Genomic DNA, 15938 nt, shown 5'->3' on the forward strand with positions numbered 1-15938 from the left:
TAGGCTGATTCCTTTGGGGATCGGCCGGAAATGTTTGCCGTGGAAGTTTACGCCGCCGTCCGGCATTTCGTCTTTGTCGAGGGCAACAGCCGTCGTGAAGCGGCCCGTGTTTTCGGATTGAGCCGCGAGACGGTATTGAAGATGTGCCGGTTCTCGTTGCCGCCGGGCTATACGCGCACGAAGCCGGTGACGAAGCCAAAGCTCGGCCCACTGCTGCCGGTGATCGATGCGATCCTGGAGGTGGATCGGACTGGTCCGGTGAAGCAGCGCCATTCAGCGAAGCGGATCTTCGAGCGGCTGCGTGATGAGCATGGATTCGGTGGCGGCTACACGGTGGTGAAGGATTATGTCCGGATCGCCCGAGCGAGAGGGCGCGAGACATTCGTGCCGCTTTCGCATCCGCCCGGCCATGCACAGGTGGATTTTGGCGAAGCGGTCGGTGTGATCGGCGGCGTTCGCTGCAAGATCCACTTCTTCTGCATGGACCTGCCGCAGTCGGATGCGCCCTTCGTTAAGGCCTATCCGGCCGAGACGACGGAAGCGTTCCTGGACGGGCACGTGTCGGCCTTCGCCTTCTTCGGGGGCGTGCCGCTATCGGTGCTTTACGACAATCTCAAGATCGCGGTGGCGAAGATCTGCGGTGATGGCAAACGGGAGCGGACGCGGGCATTCACGGAACTGGTGAGCCACTATCTGTTCAAGGACAGGTTCGGCCGGCCCGGCAAGGGGAACGACAAGGGCAAGGTCGAGGGGCTGGTGAAGTTTGCGCGCTCGAACTTCCTGACGCCGATCCCGGTGGCGGCGAACTTCGACGATCTGAACGCCATGCTGGCCGCGCGATGCCGGGCGCGACAGAACGAACGTGCCGGCCGTCACGCCGCGACCATCGGCGAGCGACTTGCCGCCGATCTTGACGCATTCAGGGAACTGCCAGCCGTGCCGCTGGAACCCTGCGAGAAGCGGGCCGCCCGCGTCTCGTCGACGGCGCTGGTGCGCTATCGCGGCAACGACTACTCGGTGCCGACGCGCCATGGCTTCCAGAAGGTGATGGTGAAGGGGTTCGTGGATCAGGTCGTCATCCTGTGCGCCGGTGAGGAGATCGCCCGGCATCAGCGCTCCTATGGTTCTGGCGTCTTCGTCTTCGACCCGCTGCACTATCTGGCGCTGATCGAGACCAAGCCGAACGCACTCGATCAGGCGGCGCCGTTGAAGGAGTGGGATCTTCCCGAGACGTTCCAGCACCTGCGTCATCTGATGGAGGCCCGTATGGGCAATCGCGGCAAGCGTGAGTTCATCCAGGTGCTGCGGCTGATGGAGGCGATCCCGAAGGATGTCGTGACCTACGCCGTCACCGAGGCGATCCGGCTCGGTGCGATCGGCTTCGATGCGATCAAGCAGATCGCACTGGCCCGGATCGAGCGTCGCCCCGCAAGGCTGGATCTCGCCGCCTATCCCCATCTGCCGAAGACCAGCGTGAAGACGACATCGGCAGCCGATTACGCCGTGCTCATTCCTGGGAGAGCGGCATGATCGGCAAGGGAGCAGTCGACGCGATGCCGGCGGGCACGACGAGCGGTACGCCGCAGGTCTTGCTTGGTCATTACCTCAAGCAATTGAAGCTGCCGACGGTGCTGCGGGAATACGACAAGGTCGCCCGTGAATGCGCGCGCGACGGTGTCGATCATCCCCGCTATCTGCTGCGCCTGGTCGAACTGGAACTGATCGACCGCGAGCGCCGCGTGGTCGAGCGGCGCATCAAGCAGGCCAGGTTCCCGGCCGTGAAGAGCCTCGACACCTTCGACTTCACCGCCATTCCTTCTCTCAACAAGATGCTGGTGCTGGAGTTGGCGCGTTGCGAGTTCATCCTGCGCCGCGAGAACGTCATCGCGCTCGGCAACTCCGGCACCGGCAAGTCCCATGTCGCGCTCGCTCTTGGCCTTGCCGCCTGCCAGAAGGGGTTCTCCGTCGCCTTCACTACCGCAGCCGCCCTGGTGCATCAGCTCATGGAGGCACGCGACGAGAGGCGTCTGCTGAAGACGCAGCGCGAACTGCAGGCGGTGAAGCTGCTCATCGTCGACGAACTCGGCTACGTGCCGCTGTCGCCAACCGGAGCGGAATTGCTGTTCGAGGTGTTCTCCCAGCGTTACGAGCGCGGCTCCACCATCGTCACCTCGAACCTGCCTTTTGAAGACTGGACCTCGGTTCTGGGCTCCGAACGGCTCACCGGCGCACTGCTCGATCGCCTCACCCACCACGTTCATATCCTGACCATGAACGGCGACAGCTACCGGCTCAAGCAATCCGCCGGCCGCCGTCGGGCAGCCACGATTGACGCGGCGGAGCAAAACCAGGCCACAGTCGAAACAGGCGATCAAGCCGACGCGTCTCAAGTCGATCCGGCAACCGTCTGAGCCTTCACCCGCCAGATCCTGCCGGCCGCTCGCTCGCTACGGCGCTATGGAAAAGCGCGCTTCGCGAGCGGCCTACGCCGAGCCCTCACTGGCCTGCTTTTACTCCGCCCCAGTGGCCTGGTTTTGCTCCGCCGTTGACAGGCAGGCATATGTCACGCTTTTCGGCCCGACGGCCGGCGATCTCGTGCGGCTCGGCGACACCAGCCTTCTGGCGGAAATTGAGCACGACTTCACCGTCCGTGGCCACGAGTTGGTCATTGGCGCGGGAAAGACCTACCGCGACGGCGAGGGCTACTGTGCGACCGCGAAATATTCGGACCGGGCGCTCGACTTCGTGATCCAGAACGCGACCGTCATCGATGCCGAGCTCGGCATCGTGAAGGCGGATATAGGCATTCGCGACGGGCTCATCGCCGGCGTCGGCAAGGCGGGCAATCCGCATGTCATGCCGGGCGTCCATCCCGACCTTGTCGTCGGCCACATGACGACCCCGATCAACGGACAGGACTTCATCGTCACAGCCGGTGCGATCGAATGCCACGCCCACATCCAGTCGCCCGAGCAGTCGAACCAGGCGCTTGCCGGCGGCATCACGACGCTGATCGGCGGCTCACCGGGGCCGGTCTTTGAGGTTGGCGGCGGAAGCCCCACCAATCTCGGCCTCTTCCTGCAGGCGACCGAATGGTCATGCCTCAACTTCGCGCTCTTCGGCCGCGGCGGCTCCGACCCGTCGGCCGTCGAGGAATCCGTCGCCGCAGGCGCCATGGGCGTCAAGATCCACGAGGATTTCGGCGCCTCTTCCGGCGTGATCGACGCAACTCTCCACGCGGCCGACCGCAACGACTTTGCCGTCCATCTGCACACCGATTCGATCAACGAGTTCGGCTATTGCGAGGATACGTTGCGCGCCATCGCGGGCCGCAGCATTCACATGTACCATGTCGAGGGCGCCGGTGGCGGCCATGCGCCCGACCTGCTCGTCGTCACTTCGCATCCCAACGTCCTGCCGTCCTCGACCAATCCCACCAATCCCTACACCGCCTACGCCCTCGAAGAGGGCGTACCGATGACCATGGTCGGGCACAGCCTCAACTACAATGCGCCGGAAGACGTGGCTTTCGGCGAGGCGCGCATTCGGCCGCAGACCATGGTCGCGGAGGACTTCCTCCACGACATGGGGGCGATCTCGATCTTCGGCACCGACAGCCAAGGCATGGGCCGGCTTGCCGAGAATGTCGCCAAGTGCTGGCAGCTTGCCAGCGTCATGAAGGATCGCGCCGGCCGCCTGCCCGAGGAGACGACGGCGCGTGCCGACAACGAGCGGATCAAGCGTTATATCGCGAAGTACACGATCAATCCCGCGATAGCCGCCGGGATCGACGACCATGTCGGCTCGATCAGGCCAGGAAAGCTGGCCGATCTCGTGCTCTGGCCGCGCGCCTCGTTCGGGGTCAAGCCGCAGATGGTCTTCAAAAGCGGCTTCGTCGCATGGTCGGCGATGGGCGATGCGAACGGCAGCCTGCCGTTCGCGGAGCCCGTGATACACCGCCCGATGTGGGGGTCTCTGGGAGAGGTGCCGGCAAAGCTCGGCCTGACATTCTTCTCGCGCCTCGCGATCGAGGCGGACGTGCCGAAGAAGCTCGGACTGCGCAAGCGCGCGGTGCAGATCAAGAACACGCGCAAGCTGGGAAAGCTGGACATGGTTCGCAACACCGCAATGCCTCATATCGAGGTCGACCCCCGGACTTCCGAGGTGCGGGCGGACGGCAGGCTCCTGACCGCGGACCCGCCGTCAACCGTTCCCTTGTTCCGAAGGTACATGCTGCGATGACGGCCGCCGCGCGCCTGGGCATCGGCGGCCCGGTCGGCTCTGGGAAGACGGCGCTTGTCGAACGGCTGATCCCGGCCCTGGCGAACCGTGGAGTCAACCTCGCCGTGATCACCAACGATCTCGTCACCGCGGAAGACGCGGAGCGGGTTCGCAGGTCCGGGCTGATCGACCCTGCCAGGGTCCTTGCGGTCGAGGCGGGGGCATGTCCGCACACCGTTATTCGCGAAGACCCCACCCCCAATATCGAGGCGTGCGACGAGCTCGAACGGGCCTTCCCCGGTCTTGAGCTGATTCTCGTCGAGAGCGGCGGCGACAATCTCGCCTCGACCTTTTCTCGCGACCTCGCAGACTATTGGCTCTTCGTGATCGACGTGGCCGGCGGCGACGACATCCCGCGAAAGCGGGGACCGGGAGTCGTGAAGGCCGATGCTCTGATCATCAACAAGCTGGACCTCGCTCCGCATGTCGGCGTGAAGGGCGCTGTGTCGCAACGACGATTGCCTCAGCATCGGCAGCATCGTTTTTCTGCCTTTTCACAAAGGGCCGCACGCATTGCGGCGCGATCAGTCTCACCTCATGGCCAAGCTTGACCATTTCGCGTGCCCAGTAGCTCGCGCTACCGCATGCTTCCATCACAACCACAGCAGACGGCTGGCATGCCATGAACTGCCGGAACCGTGACCGCGTCAGCTTCTTACGGAATTTCAACTGCCCCGTCATTGTTGCGCCGTGAAGCTGGAAAGCGTTCTTTGCCAGGTCCACCCCGATCATTGTATCTTCCATTTGCCGTCCTCTACTTTGGGGAGGGCGGCAACCATCCCATCTTCTGCCGCTTAACATATGGCTTCACGTAAGACGCCGGCATCAGTCGCACCTCATGGCCAAGCCCCGCCAAAAGCCGAGCCCAATGGTGTCACCTGTCGCGCAAGCCTCGATACCGACCAGACCTTCAAAGAAACCTATGACATCGTCGCGACGCCGCTTCCGGCGGACCAGGATTGCGCCGGCGGCATCGACGCCGTGAACCTGAAAGACCTGCTTGGCGATATCCAGACCGATTGTGGTAATCTTTTCCATGGACGGCTCCCTCAGGTGACTTCAGACAGCCACACCATGGCACCTCGATGCCGGGAGCGGAGGCCGTCCACCTCATCACTCCACTGGGCATAGCTCGTCTCTCGATTCATACGACAAAAATGCTCGTTTCCGGTGTTGACGGATATTATATAAGAGGTAACCTCTTCTGTAAGGTTAAGATCCATTGCGACAGATGATCTGAAAATGCCTCTGTGGTCTCGGAAAGAGAACGCAATGCGGCAGTGCGGTTGTCTTTCGATAAGATCGATCTCTTAGGCTGATAGCAATCAGCTCACAGATCACGGAGCGCGTCCTCCGGTAATTCTGGACCGCCCTGTACTAGCGCCACGCCCTAAGCCACCTGCCATAATAGGGGCCGAGTGGTTGCGCGTTAACTTGCTTAACACAACGGAGACCAAGGAATGATTGGGAACATTGAAAGACGCGGTGGAACACTAAAAGTTGGACTCGACGCGGAGGTTGATATCATCGACCCGCCGGCATCCTTCGGTGGCTGGAATACGGGGCGTGTTGTTCAACAGATATTCGAAAGCCTTGTAGAGGATGATCTTTCGGCCGAGGGTTTACCTTACACGCGCCTCGTTCCGGCGCTTGCTGAGAAGTACCATGTGTCGGAGGACGGACGTATCTATACGTTCTCGCTGCGGCGGAATGTTCGATTCCATGACGGCACACCATTCGATGCCGAGGCGGCCAAATTCAACATTGACAGGATGTGGAATTCCGCTGCGCCACAGTACTCGCCCGTAGCTGCTGACTACAATCAGCTTGCAATACAAAGCATCCGTCACGTTGAAGTCGTGGATAGTCATACATTGCAAATTATTCTTAGCGAACCATACGCGGACTTTCTCCGATACATGACCCAGGAAGACGCGCCGGGCTCTTTCGTCTTTGTTAGCCCGAGCGCCTTAAAAAAGTATGGGAATGAAGGAATCGCCGATCGAGCGCCTGGCACTGGGCCGTTCCGATTCAAAGGACGTTGCAGTACCCGCTTCGGAATTGGCGTAATTCTAGAACGCAACGAAAACTATTGGGGTGAGCCTCCGTATCTTGACGAGCTCATCTTTGTTCCGTTGCCGGATGCTGCAGAGCGGGCCGCGGCATTGGAGCGAGGCGATGTTGACGTTGTCTATGGACCGGATCCTTTTCGTCTGTCGGCGCTGCGGGAACGCGGCTTTGTGGTCAAGGAGGTAGCAGTCCCTTATCTATGGTACTTCTCTTTCAATATGCGAGAGAGTCCATTAGATGATGTTCGTGTGAGGCGGGCCATCGCGCATGCGATCAACCGCACGGAACTCAGTAATCAGCTGTTTGGTGAAGCTACCACTGCAGCCGTCGGGATCATTCCCCCAGCTTCACCATCCTTCGAGCCGGATTTTCCAGACTACTATCCATACGATCCTTCCAGAGCAAAGGCATTACTCGCCGAAGCTGGCGTTCCCAACGGTTTTCACTTCAAGATGCTTGTAGCTCGCGCGGGCGGTGAGATTAGTCCGCTGGCGATATGCGATTGGCTAGCGTCTGATCTATCGCAAATCGGCATCACGTCAGAGGTGGAGGTTCGAGATGACTGGGTATCGTATTGCGAGGAATGGCATCGCGGTATCCCACCCGGCATCGGCGCATCCGAGATGAGCTGGGGAATGTCTTGTGACGTTTGGCTGGAGCAAGTCTTGCATTCCCGTAACAGTTCGCCAAAAGGCTTTAACACGGGATATTACAATAGGGTCGAAGTAGATCGATTGCTCGACCTTGCCCGGACTGAACAAGTCGAATTTCGCCGCGTTGAACTTTACCGAATTGCTCACCGTCTAATCATGGAGGATTTGCCAATTCTGCCACTTCTTAACCTTGGGTCTGGCAATGTCGTCCACGCTCCAAACGTCAAGGGGTTCAAGTTTCCGGCGCAAAACTGGCACGACTTCCGGCAGGTATGGTTGGAGCGATAGCGCTATGATGGAGTGCCGCCTGAATCGCGTCAGGCTATACGCATGAAATTGTTTGCATCTGAATTCCAGCAGAAATCGCTTAATCAGGTGATAGGGAGGATCAGTCGATGAAATTCGTGAAGCTTATCGGATTTATTTTTGCAGCTGTCGCAACCGCATTCATGCTCGCGGGACCGACGGTGGCCGCTCCAGGCGGGATGATAACTTGGGGAAAACCTTCAGAGGTGCTCTCCACCGACGCACACCTGTCAGCCGATGGCACCTCGTGGACAATGTACTATCTTATCTATGACACTTTGGTCACAACAACGGATGACCTGAAAATAGCGCCGGGACTCGCGGAGTCATGGGAGCAGCCCACGCCGACGACGTACATCTTCAAGCTGCGAAAAAATGCGGCATTTTCAAGCGGCCGCCCTCTGACGTCCGCTGACGTTGTCGGTAGCCTCAAGCGATTGGCGGATCCAAAGTTGGGCAGCTATGCGGGCCGTCAGATTGGCGATGTCAAGCAGGTCGTTGCACTAGACGATCACACTGTGAAGCTTGAGCTTAAGCAACCAAATACGGCGGTTCTATCCGTTTTGTCTGTCAGCATGACCGCTATCTATCCTATACAGGAACTAGAGAACGGAACTTTCGATCCGACAAAGGAGATGTTGGGTTCTGGGCCATTCATGGTGGTCGAGCATCGTCAAGACGAATCTTGGACTTTGGTGCGTAATCCACACTACTGGCGCCAAGGATATCCCATCGTTGACAAGGTGCTTGTTCGAATCATTCAGGATGATGCAGCGCGCCTAGCAGGCTTGCGCGACGGCAGTGTCGATATTGCGAATTTCGAGAACCCAGATGCAGCTACACTGCTGAAGGGCATCCTCAATGTAGAGCCCATTATTCAGAAGACGACCAATTATTTCCGACTCGACGTCAGTGCTCTGCAGGACGACTCGCCATTCAAGGACATCCGAGTACGGCATGCCATGGCTCTTGCCCTTGATCGTCAGCGTATAGTGGATGCCGTGTTTGGCGGAGAGTCTGCCGTCGATTATGTAGTACCGCAGGCATTCGGTAAGCCAGTTTGCCGAGATCATCCGGACTACGTTACCCCTCGAGAGAAACGGATCGTCCAGGCCCGGGAGCTATTGCAAGAAGCGGGCGCGGAAAACCTTAAGGTGGGAATCGTTGCCTCATCGGTTCTGGTAACATTTCCGCTTATCGCGCAAGTCATGAAGGCGAACTTGGCTGATGTTGGGATTGATGCCGAGGTTCAGCAAATTCCAGTGGCTGACTGGTATCAGCGCGTGTTCAGTGCGAAGACAGACTTTGACTTGGCACTGTCCTGGCTCGCCGGATATTCGAATCCAACTCAGATTCTCTCAAACTGGAATCCGGAGTGGGTAGGGTGGAACGCCGGGTTCATGACGCCGAGCGCAGAGTACAATAAAGCGGTGAATAAGGTTCGGCAACTTCCAGACGGGCCGGAACGCGATCGCGTTATCGAGCAAGCTTGCCAGATCATCTACGACCAAGCCAACATGCTTCCCCTGGTCAGTAAGCCCGACTATCTCGGCTATCGAAAGGATAAGATTAAGGCGAGGTTCAGTTCCATTGAGGGGAATTTCAACACACTGAAATACATCACGGAATTCTCTCGACAAGACTAGAGAGGACAGATATAGATTTTTGTGATCTCAACAACAGGCGGGCTGGGGGCGGTGTCGTTCAAAAAAGAACCGACCCCACGCATTGCACCACTTGACAGTATCGCGGACGTCCAGATGATCGCTTAAAAAGCGAGTTATTGGGAGTGGAGATGCAAATCATTCAATACGTAATCGGAAGAGTCCTTGTGGCATTGGCAACAATGCTCGGCGCCTCAATTGTCATCTTTACGGCGGTGAGGATGGTTCCGGGCGGGTTTGAACAGGTTGTGCTTGGCCCCTTAGCGACGCCGGAGTCCCGTGCTGTTGTTATTGCGAAGTTCGCACTCGATCGTTCGATTATCGAGCAGTATGGTCACTGGCTGACTGCGGCAACACACGGCGATTTCGGTATATCGATGGTCACCCAAACATCGGTAACCCAAGAGTTGATACGGCGAGCACCGGCCACGATCCAACTCGCATTGATGTCTCTGCTCATGGCGCTTTCTATTGGACTGCCGCTCGGAGTCATCTCAGGGTTGACCAATGGCCGCCCCTGGCAACGAAGTTTGGGGCGGTTCTTAGGAGCACTGGGCGCCAGCATCCCGGACTTCGTTTTGGGAAGCCTGTTCTTGTTCGTCTTTACGGTCTGGTCGTTGGGACTTACCATCGGCGGATTCGTTCCATTCTTTGAAGATCCATGGACGAATCTGAGAGCCATGGTTTTGCCTGCTATTACACTAGCCGTCTTCGGGATCGCTCTCATCCTGAGAACGGCGCGCGATGCGGTAAAAACAGTCATGACGGAGGGATACATAGCATTTGCGGTTGCGTGTGGAGAGCCACCTTCAAGGATCGTTCGTCATCACGTACTCCGAAACGCCGCTGTCCCGATCATCACAGTTACTGCAACCTATCTAGGGTATCTTCTCGGCGGTGCCATTGTCGTCGAGGTCCTGTTCTCGATCCCGGGCGTTGGCCTCTACACCTACAATGGCTTGATGAATCGTGACTACGCGATTGTACAGGCTGGTGTTCTCGTGGCCGCAGCCGTCTTCATCGCGATCAACATGATCGCCGACACCATCTATTCATTGCTCGATCCACGAATCAGCGCGCAAAAGAGAGAGATATGAAAAGACGGCTAGCGAGTGCTGTCCGTGGCTTCGTGAGTTTCGCATGGAATGATCGATTGTCTGGTGTGGCAGCGTTGGTTCTTGTGAGCTTGCTCCTTCTCAGCCTAATCGGACCCTACTTGCCACTAGGCGACCCGGAGGGGATTGGGGCTGGTCCCCGCCTTGCACCGCCCTCGCTTGAGTTCCCGCTCGGCACCGATGAGCTTGGGCGCTCTTACCTACCCCGGCTGATTCGGGGGATCTCTGCTACCTTCCTGCTGGCTACGACTGCTGTCATGGTGACGGCAATCATCGGCGGAGTCACAGGTATGTTGTCGGCCTACAAGGGGGGATTCTTTGATGGGCTGGTTGTCCGGATAGCAGACATCTTCTTTGCCTTTCCCATTGTTCTAACAGGACTTCTTGTCACTGCTATAGTAGGGCCTGGAACACTTTCCGTGCTTGCGGTAATTGCGTCCGCCACCCTTCCAATGTTCATCCGCTTGGTCCGATCGGTTACATTAGGCATAGCAGCGAGGGGATTCGTAACGGCAGCGGAGGTAGCAGGCGCTTCAACGACCCGAGTCCTGATCGTTCACTTACTACCCAACATTATGGGCGCAACTGTCATTCAGCTAACCTACGCGATCTCTATCGGAATGTTGATCGAAGGTGTGCTGAGTTTCCTCGGAATCGGCGTTCAACCCCCTCATGCTTCTCTCGGATCCCTACTAAGACAAGGAGTTCTCTATTTGACGGTCGCCCCTTGGATGGTTTTTTCATCGGGTTTTCTTCTGACGCTCGCAATCCTATCGATCAATCTATTGGGTGACGGCTTAAGGGACGCCATTGACCCACTTCGAGACCGAGCCCTGCGATGAGCGACCTTGTCGAGATTCGAGATCTCCATATCAGCTATGAAACGGCGCGGGGTATCGTCTATGCGCTCGACGGCGTAGACCTGACTGTCTATCCATCACAGATACTGGGAATTGTTGGCGAGAGTGGATCGGGGAAAAGTACACTTGGAATGGCTATTGGTCGGCTATTGCCCTCCAATAGCCTCCGAACCTCTGGGGACCTGTTCGTCAACGGTAAGTCCATTTTTGACATCGGAGACGAGCAGATTCGGCTCCTTCGCCAAACCTCACTCGGTTTCGTTTTTCAGAACCCGATGAGCACCTTGGATCCGACAATGCGCGTTGGCAGACAGATACGTCTTGTTTTGAATGGACCCGCTTCGGATGATTCAATTTATGAGTTGCTTCGAAGAGTTGGCCTGCCAGACGTCAAACGAGTAGCAAGAAGCTATCCGCACCAGCTGTCCGGAGGTATGGCACAGCGGGTCGTTGTCGCAATGGCCATCTCGAGGCAACCTTCGTTACTGATTGCCGACGAGCCGACAGCATCGCTCGATGCGTCTGTGCGTGAGCAAATCCTAAGACTGCTCCTTTCAGTTCGCGAAGAGACCGGCGTTGCGATCATTTTACTCAGCCACGAACTTGGCCTCGTTGCTAAATATTGTGACACAATTGCTGTGATGTATGGTGGTCGTCTTATTGAGGCCGGCTCGAACGTGTCAGTATTTGGTCGTCCAGGCCATCCGTACACAAAGGCGCTACTCGAAGCGGCGCCTGGGAGCGAAAGGCCAGGCGATTGGCTCGAGGCAATTCCTGGCGTTCCACCAGTACTCCAGAGTTCTGCACATGGCTGTGTCTTTGAACCACGTTGCAAATTTGCGCAAGAGACGTGCCGGACGGTTCGACCGGCCCTTCGCCCCATCGAGAACCGCTTGGTCGCCTGCCATCGTGCAGAAGAGGTCTTGAGGGCCGAGCCGTCCACCGCAGCCACCCACGGAAGGATCGCTTGATGAATACGCCAGTTGTAGAACTGGACGGCGTTGACGTCGTCTTTTCCGGCGGGGCATTTTGGGCACGACAGAGAATTCATGCTGTAAAAGGTGTTTGTTTGTCAATTGAGGAGAACGAGATCCTAGGATTGGTTGGCGAGTCAGGGTCCGGAAAGACGACGCTTGGACGTCTATGTATGGGATTGGTCAAACCATCCGGAGGCGACGTTCGGTTCGAAGGAAAATCATTATCCGATCGCCGAGGTCTGGTGCGAGCAGAGCGATCAATTGTCCTGCAGCAGCCGGAGTGGGCGCTCAATCCGCGTCTGCTTGTCGGAACCTCGGTTTCCGAGCCACTCGATATAATCGGAATAGAATCACGTACGGAGCGAAAAAGGCGGGTTGTCGAAATGCTGGAACGGGTCGGGCTCGACCGGAGCTTTGCCTCTCGATTTCCGCATGAGCTATCGGGAGGTCAACGTCAGCGGGTGGCAATCGCACGTGCCTTGATCACGCAACCGAGCTTTATCGTTCTGGACGAGGCGGTCAGTGCGTTAGATGTGTCCGTGCAGACCCATGTGCTAAACTTAATAAAAAAGTTACAAGCGGCACAGCGTTTCTCTGCGTTATTCATCTCCCATGACATGGCTGCAACTCGGTATGTCTCGAACCGAATTGCAGTGATGTATGCCGGCGAAATAGTTGAAATCGCGCCATCTGTGACCTTCTATGAGAAACCACAGCACCCGTATAGCCGAGCGCTTCTCCTCTCGCTGAGGGATCATGAGCGCTCCCAATTTGAGTTAAAGGTGGCGAATGATCTCATCGCTAAGGACGGCTGCTCGCTGAGCCATCGTTGCGCTTGGGCCGACGATGTCTGTCGTTCGATGAAAGCTGCTATTCGACCGCTAAACAACGGCAAGGTGGCCTGTCACAGAGCGGAAGAAATAGTCCAGGTTTGAACATAGGCATCAAAAAGCCTCATCGAGCGGCAGCTGGAGATGGTTCGGGAGCACTTAATGATCCGCAGGAGACCAATTGGACTGTAAAGCAAAGAGCCATCTGAGACTAAACACAGTCGATGCTACTTTGATCTCGCGCAACGGCAATTGGGTTTGACCGAAACCGGATACCCACAAAAGGGATGGGACCTTGAGATGATGTCATGTCGATTGGCTTCATTTTCTGTCGAACTTAGCGCCATCCGAGGAAGGATAACCTCATCAGACTAATAGACATTGCCGGACACGTGTGGGGTCTGCACGCTCGGGGCTACGGTGTTGTGACTTCAGACGATACTTCTCTACGGTGGATTTCGGGCAGCATGATCTTCAACTCTGTGCTCGTCGACGATATACTGCAAGTTTTTAATCCATCGACGGTGTAGACCACAATATTCTTGCGTAGTTTGGACGCAGGATAATCATCGTATGCGCTGAAGCGGATCTCTGCCATGTTCGACGTCAAGGCTTTGAAGTTCTTGATCGGCTGAGCAAGGATGGCAATGCACAAGAAGCCCTCGAGATGACGGTCAATTTTGAGATTTCTGGGAGGCGGGCTGATTGGCCGAAAGGCTCGACCCTGGAGATGGCACCGGCACCAATTTAGCGGAACGGCGCTTTTAAACGCCGACTACCAGTGCCCCACCTGTCAGGCCTGCACCCGCCGCCGCCAGCAGGAGTTTCTCACCTGGCTGAAAGGGAGCTGGCCTTCCCCCTGAAAACGGGTCCATTTTGAGAGTTAGAGTTTCGGCTATTTTGGGCTTTGAAAGGAGCACGGAATGGCACGGAAGAACTATACTGCCGAGCAGATCATCGGGATGTTGCGAGAAGCGGAGGTCCGGCTTTCGCAAGGCGAGAAGACCGGTTCGATCTGCCGGGGTCTTGGGATATCGGAACAGAGCTACTATCGCTGGCGTCGAGAGTATGGTGGCCTGAAGGTGACCCAGGCAGCACGACTGAAAGCTCTGGAGAAGGAGAACGCCCGGCTCAGGAAGGCGGTCTCCAACCTGACGCTGGATGCTCTGATCCTGAAGGAGGTTGTCGAGGGAAAGTACTAAGCCCTTCGCGACGTCGTGCTGGCGTTGCCCATGCGCGTGCGGTGTTCGGTGTTACCGAGCGCCGTGCATGCCGGGTGGTTGGCCAGCACCGTTCGACCCAGCGCCGGTGTTTGCGGCCCCGCTCCGACGAGAAGCGCCTGACGGCGGATATTGTCAGACTGGCCTCGATCTACGGTCGCTATGGATACCGCCGCATCACCGCTCTGCTTCGACAGGAAGGATGGACGGTGAATGCCAAGCGGGTCGAGCGGATCTGGCGTCGCGAAGGGCTGAAAGTGCCGCATAGACAGCCGAAGCGCGGCCGTTTGTGGCTTAACGACGGGTCGTGCACCCGGCTTCGGCCGACCCACCGCGGCCACGTCTGGAGCTACGACTTCGTTGCCGATCGCACTCATGACGGCAAGGCCTTCCGGATGCTGACTGTCATTGATGAGTTCAGCCGCGAGTGCCTGGCCATCCATGTTCAGCGCCAGATCAAAAGCGACGATGTCCTGGCGATACTAGCCCAACTGTTCACCAGGCATGGTCCGCCAGAGCATATCCGGTCCGACAATGGCAGCGAATTTACCGCCACGGCCGTTCGCGAATGGCTTGGCCGCATCGGTGTGAAGACACTCTACATCGAACCCGGCTCGCCCTGGGAAAACGGATACTGCGAGAGCTTCAATGGCAAGCTGCGCGATGAACTGCTCAACGGTGAAATCTTCTACACGCTGAAGGAGGCACAGATCGTGATCGAGAACTGGCGTCGGCACTACAACACTGTCAGGCCGCACAGCTCGCTCGGCTATCTCCCGCCAGCTCCGGAAAGCATCTTGCCCCGCGCCGCTACAATGATCTACGCTCCGCCCCGGTCAGCCAATCTCGGCGACCATAACCGCCGGAACTCTAACTTATCCGGTGGACCTCCCTAATGGGGCAGGCCATGTTCATGGGCTCTTCCCTGAGTGTGAACCTTAGTCACTTCCTTTTCTGGAGTGAAATTGTCATGTTTTAGGTGGTTTGGAAAGATAGATAATAGCTTTATGGTCGCCATCGATGGTTTCACGTTCGCGGAGTGCGAGATTTCGGAGCAATATGCGATTTCAACTTTCCCATACCCATACCCATACTCATACCCATGCCTATCCGGGATGCCGCGTGAGGATGGCCGAAGAGGGCGTTGAAAGCGAAGAGCTTGCCGAATTCAGCGACGGCGTGATCGTTCGGTGCCGGCACAGGCGCGAGAGCGACGCGATCATCCTGACGATCTTACCGCACAGGACGGCACGCGGCACAAATATCGACGAAAAGACCTGGAAGTTGCTGCCAGAGACCCAGAAAGGCGAATGGAAGATCGCAGCACGGCTGAGTGGCTGAGTCAGGACGGCCTTGTGAACACGTAGGCAAGGCCCCCAAGCATGAGGCCAACGACGGCGGCCATCAATAACGGGCCGGGATGGCTTCCAAACCAGAACAGGACGAAGCCAATCGAGGTGCCGGCGAGCGACATCATCTTCGCCTTGCGCGGGATAGCTCCACGCTCGCGCCAGTCGCGCAGTGTCGGCCCGAAACGTGGGTGATCGAGCAGCCAGCTTTCGAGCCGGCGCGAGGAGCGGGCAAAACATGCGGCCGCCAGGATCAGAAACGGTGTGGTCGGCAGGACGGGCAGGAAGGCCCCTATAAAGCCGAGCGCAACGAAGAGCAGGCCGGTTGTGAGATAGACAGCGCGCAGGGCAGGGGAGCTTTGCAGGCCTGGCTTCTCGGTCACGATCGTTTCACAGCCTTACCGCTTCGGGCCTGAAGCCGGTGCCGATCAACCGCCCGGTCAGATGCGGAAGGAGCCGTGATCGGGCGATGAAGCGCATAAAGACGGGTGGTCCCGAGGAGGGCGTTCCGCTCTGCGGCTTTCGACGTCGCCGCATCATAAGCTGGACCTTCTGTGTTGCCTTGGTCGGGAAATTTCTGCGCTTTTGGACCGCTCGAAGATGCTTGTCGGTG

The 15938-nt window shown here is 57.7% G+C and carries 12 protein-coding genes and 3 pseudogenes; 12 read left to right on the forward strand and 3 right to left on the reverse strand.

Annotated elements, in window-relative coordinates; translation table 11 throughout:
- The first annotated feature begins 30 nt into the window (after positions 1 to 30).
- The 4 genes and pseudogenes from istA to B9Z03_RS00790 form a co-directional block, all read left to right on the forward strand.
- On the forward strand, positions 31 to 1530 hold the full coding sequence (gene istA / locus B9Z03_RS00775) for an IS21 family transposase (protein WP_085462482.1): 1500 nt from the start codon (positions 31 to 33) through the stop codon (positions 1528 to 1530).
- Positions 1527 to 2411 (forward strand): IS21-like element helper ATPase IstB, encoded by an 885-nt coding sequence (gene istB, locus B9Z03_RS00780; protein WP_280174831.1) that lies wholly within the window; start codon positions 1527 to 1529, stop codon positions 2409 to 2411. The genes istA and istB overlap by 4 nt, the downstream gene beginning before the upstream one ends.
- Positions 2412 to 2523: 112 nt before the next feature.
- The gene (gene ureC / locus B9Z03_RS00785; RefSeq protein WP_280174833.1) at positions 2524 to 4242 is read left to right on the forward strand and encodes an urease subunit alpha; all 1719 of its coding nucleotides are present in this window, start codon (positions 2524 to 2526) and stop codon (positions 4240 to 4242) included.
- Positions 4239 to 4763, forward strand: a pseudogene (locus B9Z03_RS00790) (GTP-binding protein); the annotation flags it as partial. The gene ureC and the pseudogene B9Z03_RS00790, both read left to right, overlap by 4 nt.
- Here B9Z03_RS00790 and B9Z03_RS30075 read toward each other — a convergent pair.
- Together B9Z03_RS30075 and B9Z03_RS00795 are read right to left on the reverse strand one after the other, a co-directional pair.
- Positions 4705 to 5025: pseudogene (locus B9Z03_RS30075) on the reverse strand (IS110 family transposase); the annotation flags it as partial. The pseudogenes B9Z03_RS00790 and B9Z03_RS30075 sit on opposite strands and share 59 nt — an antisense overlap.
- A gap of 40 nt (positions 5026 to 5065) precedes the next feature.
- Positions 5066 to 5319 (reverse strand): annotated as a pseudogene (locus B9Z03_RS00795) (IS110 family transposase); the annotation flags it as partial.
- A 422-nt stretch (positions 5320 to 5741) separates the two neighbouring features.
- On the opposite strand from B9Z03_RS00795, the gene B9Z03_RS00800 reads away from it, so the two are divergent.
- The 8 genes from B9Z03_RS00800 to B9Z03_RS00835 all read left to right on the forward strand — a co-directional run bounded on the left by B9Z03_RS00800 (position 5742) and on the right by B9Z03_RS00835 (position 15317).
- Positions 5742 to 7292 (forward strand): ABC transporter substrate-binding protein, encoded by a 1551-nt coding sequence (locus tag B9Z03_RS00800; RefSeq protein ID WP_085462485.1) that lies wholly within the window; start codon positions 5742 to 5744, stop codon positions 7290 to 7292.
- 107 nt (positions 7293 to 7399) lie between these two features.
- Positions 7400 to 8956, forward strand: a complete 1557-nt coding sequence (locus tag B9Z03_RS00805) for an ABC transporter substrate-binding protein (protein ID WP_139832114.1) — start codon at positions 7400 to 7402, stop codon at positions 8954 to 8956.
- A gap of 149 nt (positions 8957 to 9105) precedes the next feature.
- On the forward strand, positions 9106 to 10071 hold the full coding sequence (locus tag B9Z03_RS00810; RefSeq protein WP_085462486.1) for an ABC transporter permease: 966 nt from the start codon (positions 9106 to 9108) through the stop codon (positions 10069 to 10071).
- 275 nt (positions 10072 to 10346) lie between these two features.
- The gene (locus B9Z03_RS30545) at positions 10347 to 10931 is read left to right on the forward strand and encodes an ABC transporter permease (protein ID WP_210191334.1); all 585 of its coding nucleotides are present in this window, start codon (positions 10347 to 10349) and stop codon (positions 10929 to 10931) included.
- Positions 10928 to 11920 carry an ABC transporter ATP-binding protein gene (locus B9Z03_RS00820; RefSeq protein WP_085462488.1) on the forward strand — a complete coding sequence of 331 codons (993 nt, stop codon included), beginning with the start codon at positions 10928 to 10930 and terminating at the stop codon, positions 11918 to 11920. The genes B9Z03_RS30545 and B9Z03_RS00820 overlap by 4 nt, the downstream gene beginning before the upstream one ends.
- Positions 11920 to 12861: an oligopeptide/dipeptide ABC transporter ATP-binding protein gene (locus tag B9Z03_RS00825; RefSeq protein ID WP_082549652.1), complete on the forward strand. Its 942-nt coding sequence runs from the start codon at positions 11920 to 11922 to the stop codon at positions 12859 to 12861. Before B9Z03_RS00820 ends, B9Z03_RS00825 begins: the two co-directional genes overlap by 1 nt.
- Before the next feature lie 818 nt (positions 12862 to 13679).
- Positions 13680 to 14872, forward strand: a protein-coding gene (locus B9Z03_RS00830) for an IS3 family transposase (protein WP_244561609.1) whose coding sequence is annotated in 2 segments (ribosomal slippage) — positions 13680 to 13938 and positions 13938 to 14872 — 1194 coding nt in all. Because the reading frame shifts where the segments join, the coding sequence is not laid out codon by codon here.
- Positions 14873 to 15104: 232 nt separating this feature from the next.
- Positions 15105 to 15317, forward strand: a complete 213-nt coding sequence (locus B9Z03_RS00835; protein WP_056242754.1) for a hypothetical protein — start codon at positions 15105 to 15107, stop codon at positions 15315 to 15317.
- Between the two features lies 1 nt (position 15318).
- Here the strand turns inward: B9Z03_RS00835 and B9Z03_RS00840 are convergent, their stop codons facing one another.
- The gene (locus B9Z03_RS00840; RefSeq protein ID WP_056242757.1) at positions 15319 to 15672 is read right to left on the reverse strand and encodes a YbaN family protein; all 354 of its coding nucleotides are present in this window, start codon (positions 15670 to 15672) and stop codon (positions 15319 to 15321) included.
- Between the last annotated feature and the right edge of the window lie 266 nt (positions 15673 to 15938).

The sequence above is a fragment of the Mesorhizobium australicum genome (assembly GCF_900177325.1).
Lineage (GTDB): Bacteria > Pseudomonadota > Alphaproteobacteria > Rhizobiales > Rhizobiaceae > Mesorhizobium_A > Mesorhizobium_A australicum_A.

Coding starts and splice junctions, on each gene's coding strand:
- B9Z03_RS00810 (WP_085462486.1), top strand. CDS start 9,106: ATGCAAATCATTCAATACGTAATCGGAAGAGTCCTTGTGGCATTGGCA.
- B9Z03_RS00825 (WP_082549652.1), top strand. CDS start 11,920: ATGAATACGCCAGTTGTAGAACTGGACGGCGTTGACGTCGTCTTTTCC.
- istB (WP_280174831.1), top strand. CDS start 1,527: ATGATCGGCAAGGGAGCAGTCGACGCGATGCCGGCGGGCACGACGAGC.
- B9Z03_RS30545 (WP_210191334.1), top strand. CDS start 10,347: ATGGTGACGGCAATCATCGGCGGAGTCACAGGTATGTTGTCGGCCTAC.
- istA (WP_085462482.1), top strand. CDS start 31: ATGTTTGCCGTGGAAGTTTACGCCGCCGTCCGGCATTTCGTCTTTGTC.
- B9Z03_RS00805 (WP_139832114.1), top strand. CDS start 7,400: ATGAAATTCGTGAAGCTTATCGGATTTATTTTTGCAGCTGTCGCAACC.
- B9Z03_RS00800 (WP_085462485.1), top strand. CDS start 5,742: ATGATTGGGAACATTGAAAGACGCGGTGGAACACTAAAAGTTGGACTC.
- B9Z03_RS00835 (WP_056242754.1), top strand. CDS start 15,105: ATGGCCGAAGAGGGCGTTGAAAGCGAAGAGCTTGCCGAATTCAGCGAC.
- B9Z03_RS00820 (WP_085462488.1), top strand. CDS start 10,928: ATGAGCGACCTTGTCGAGATTCGAGATCTCCATATCAGCTATGAAACG.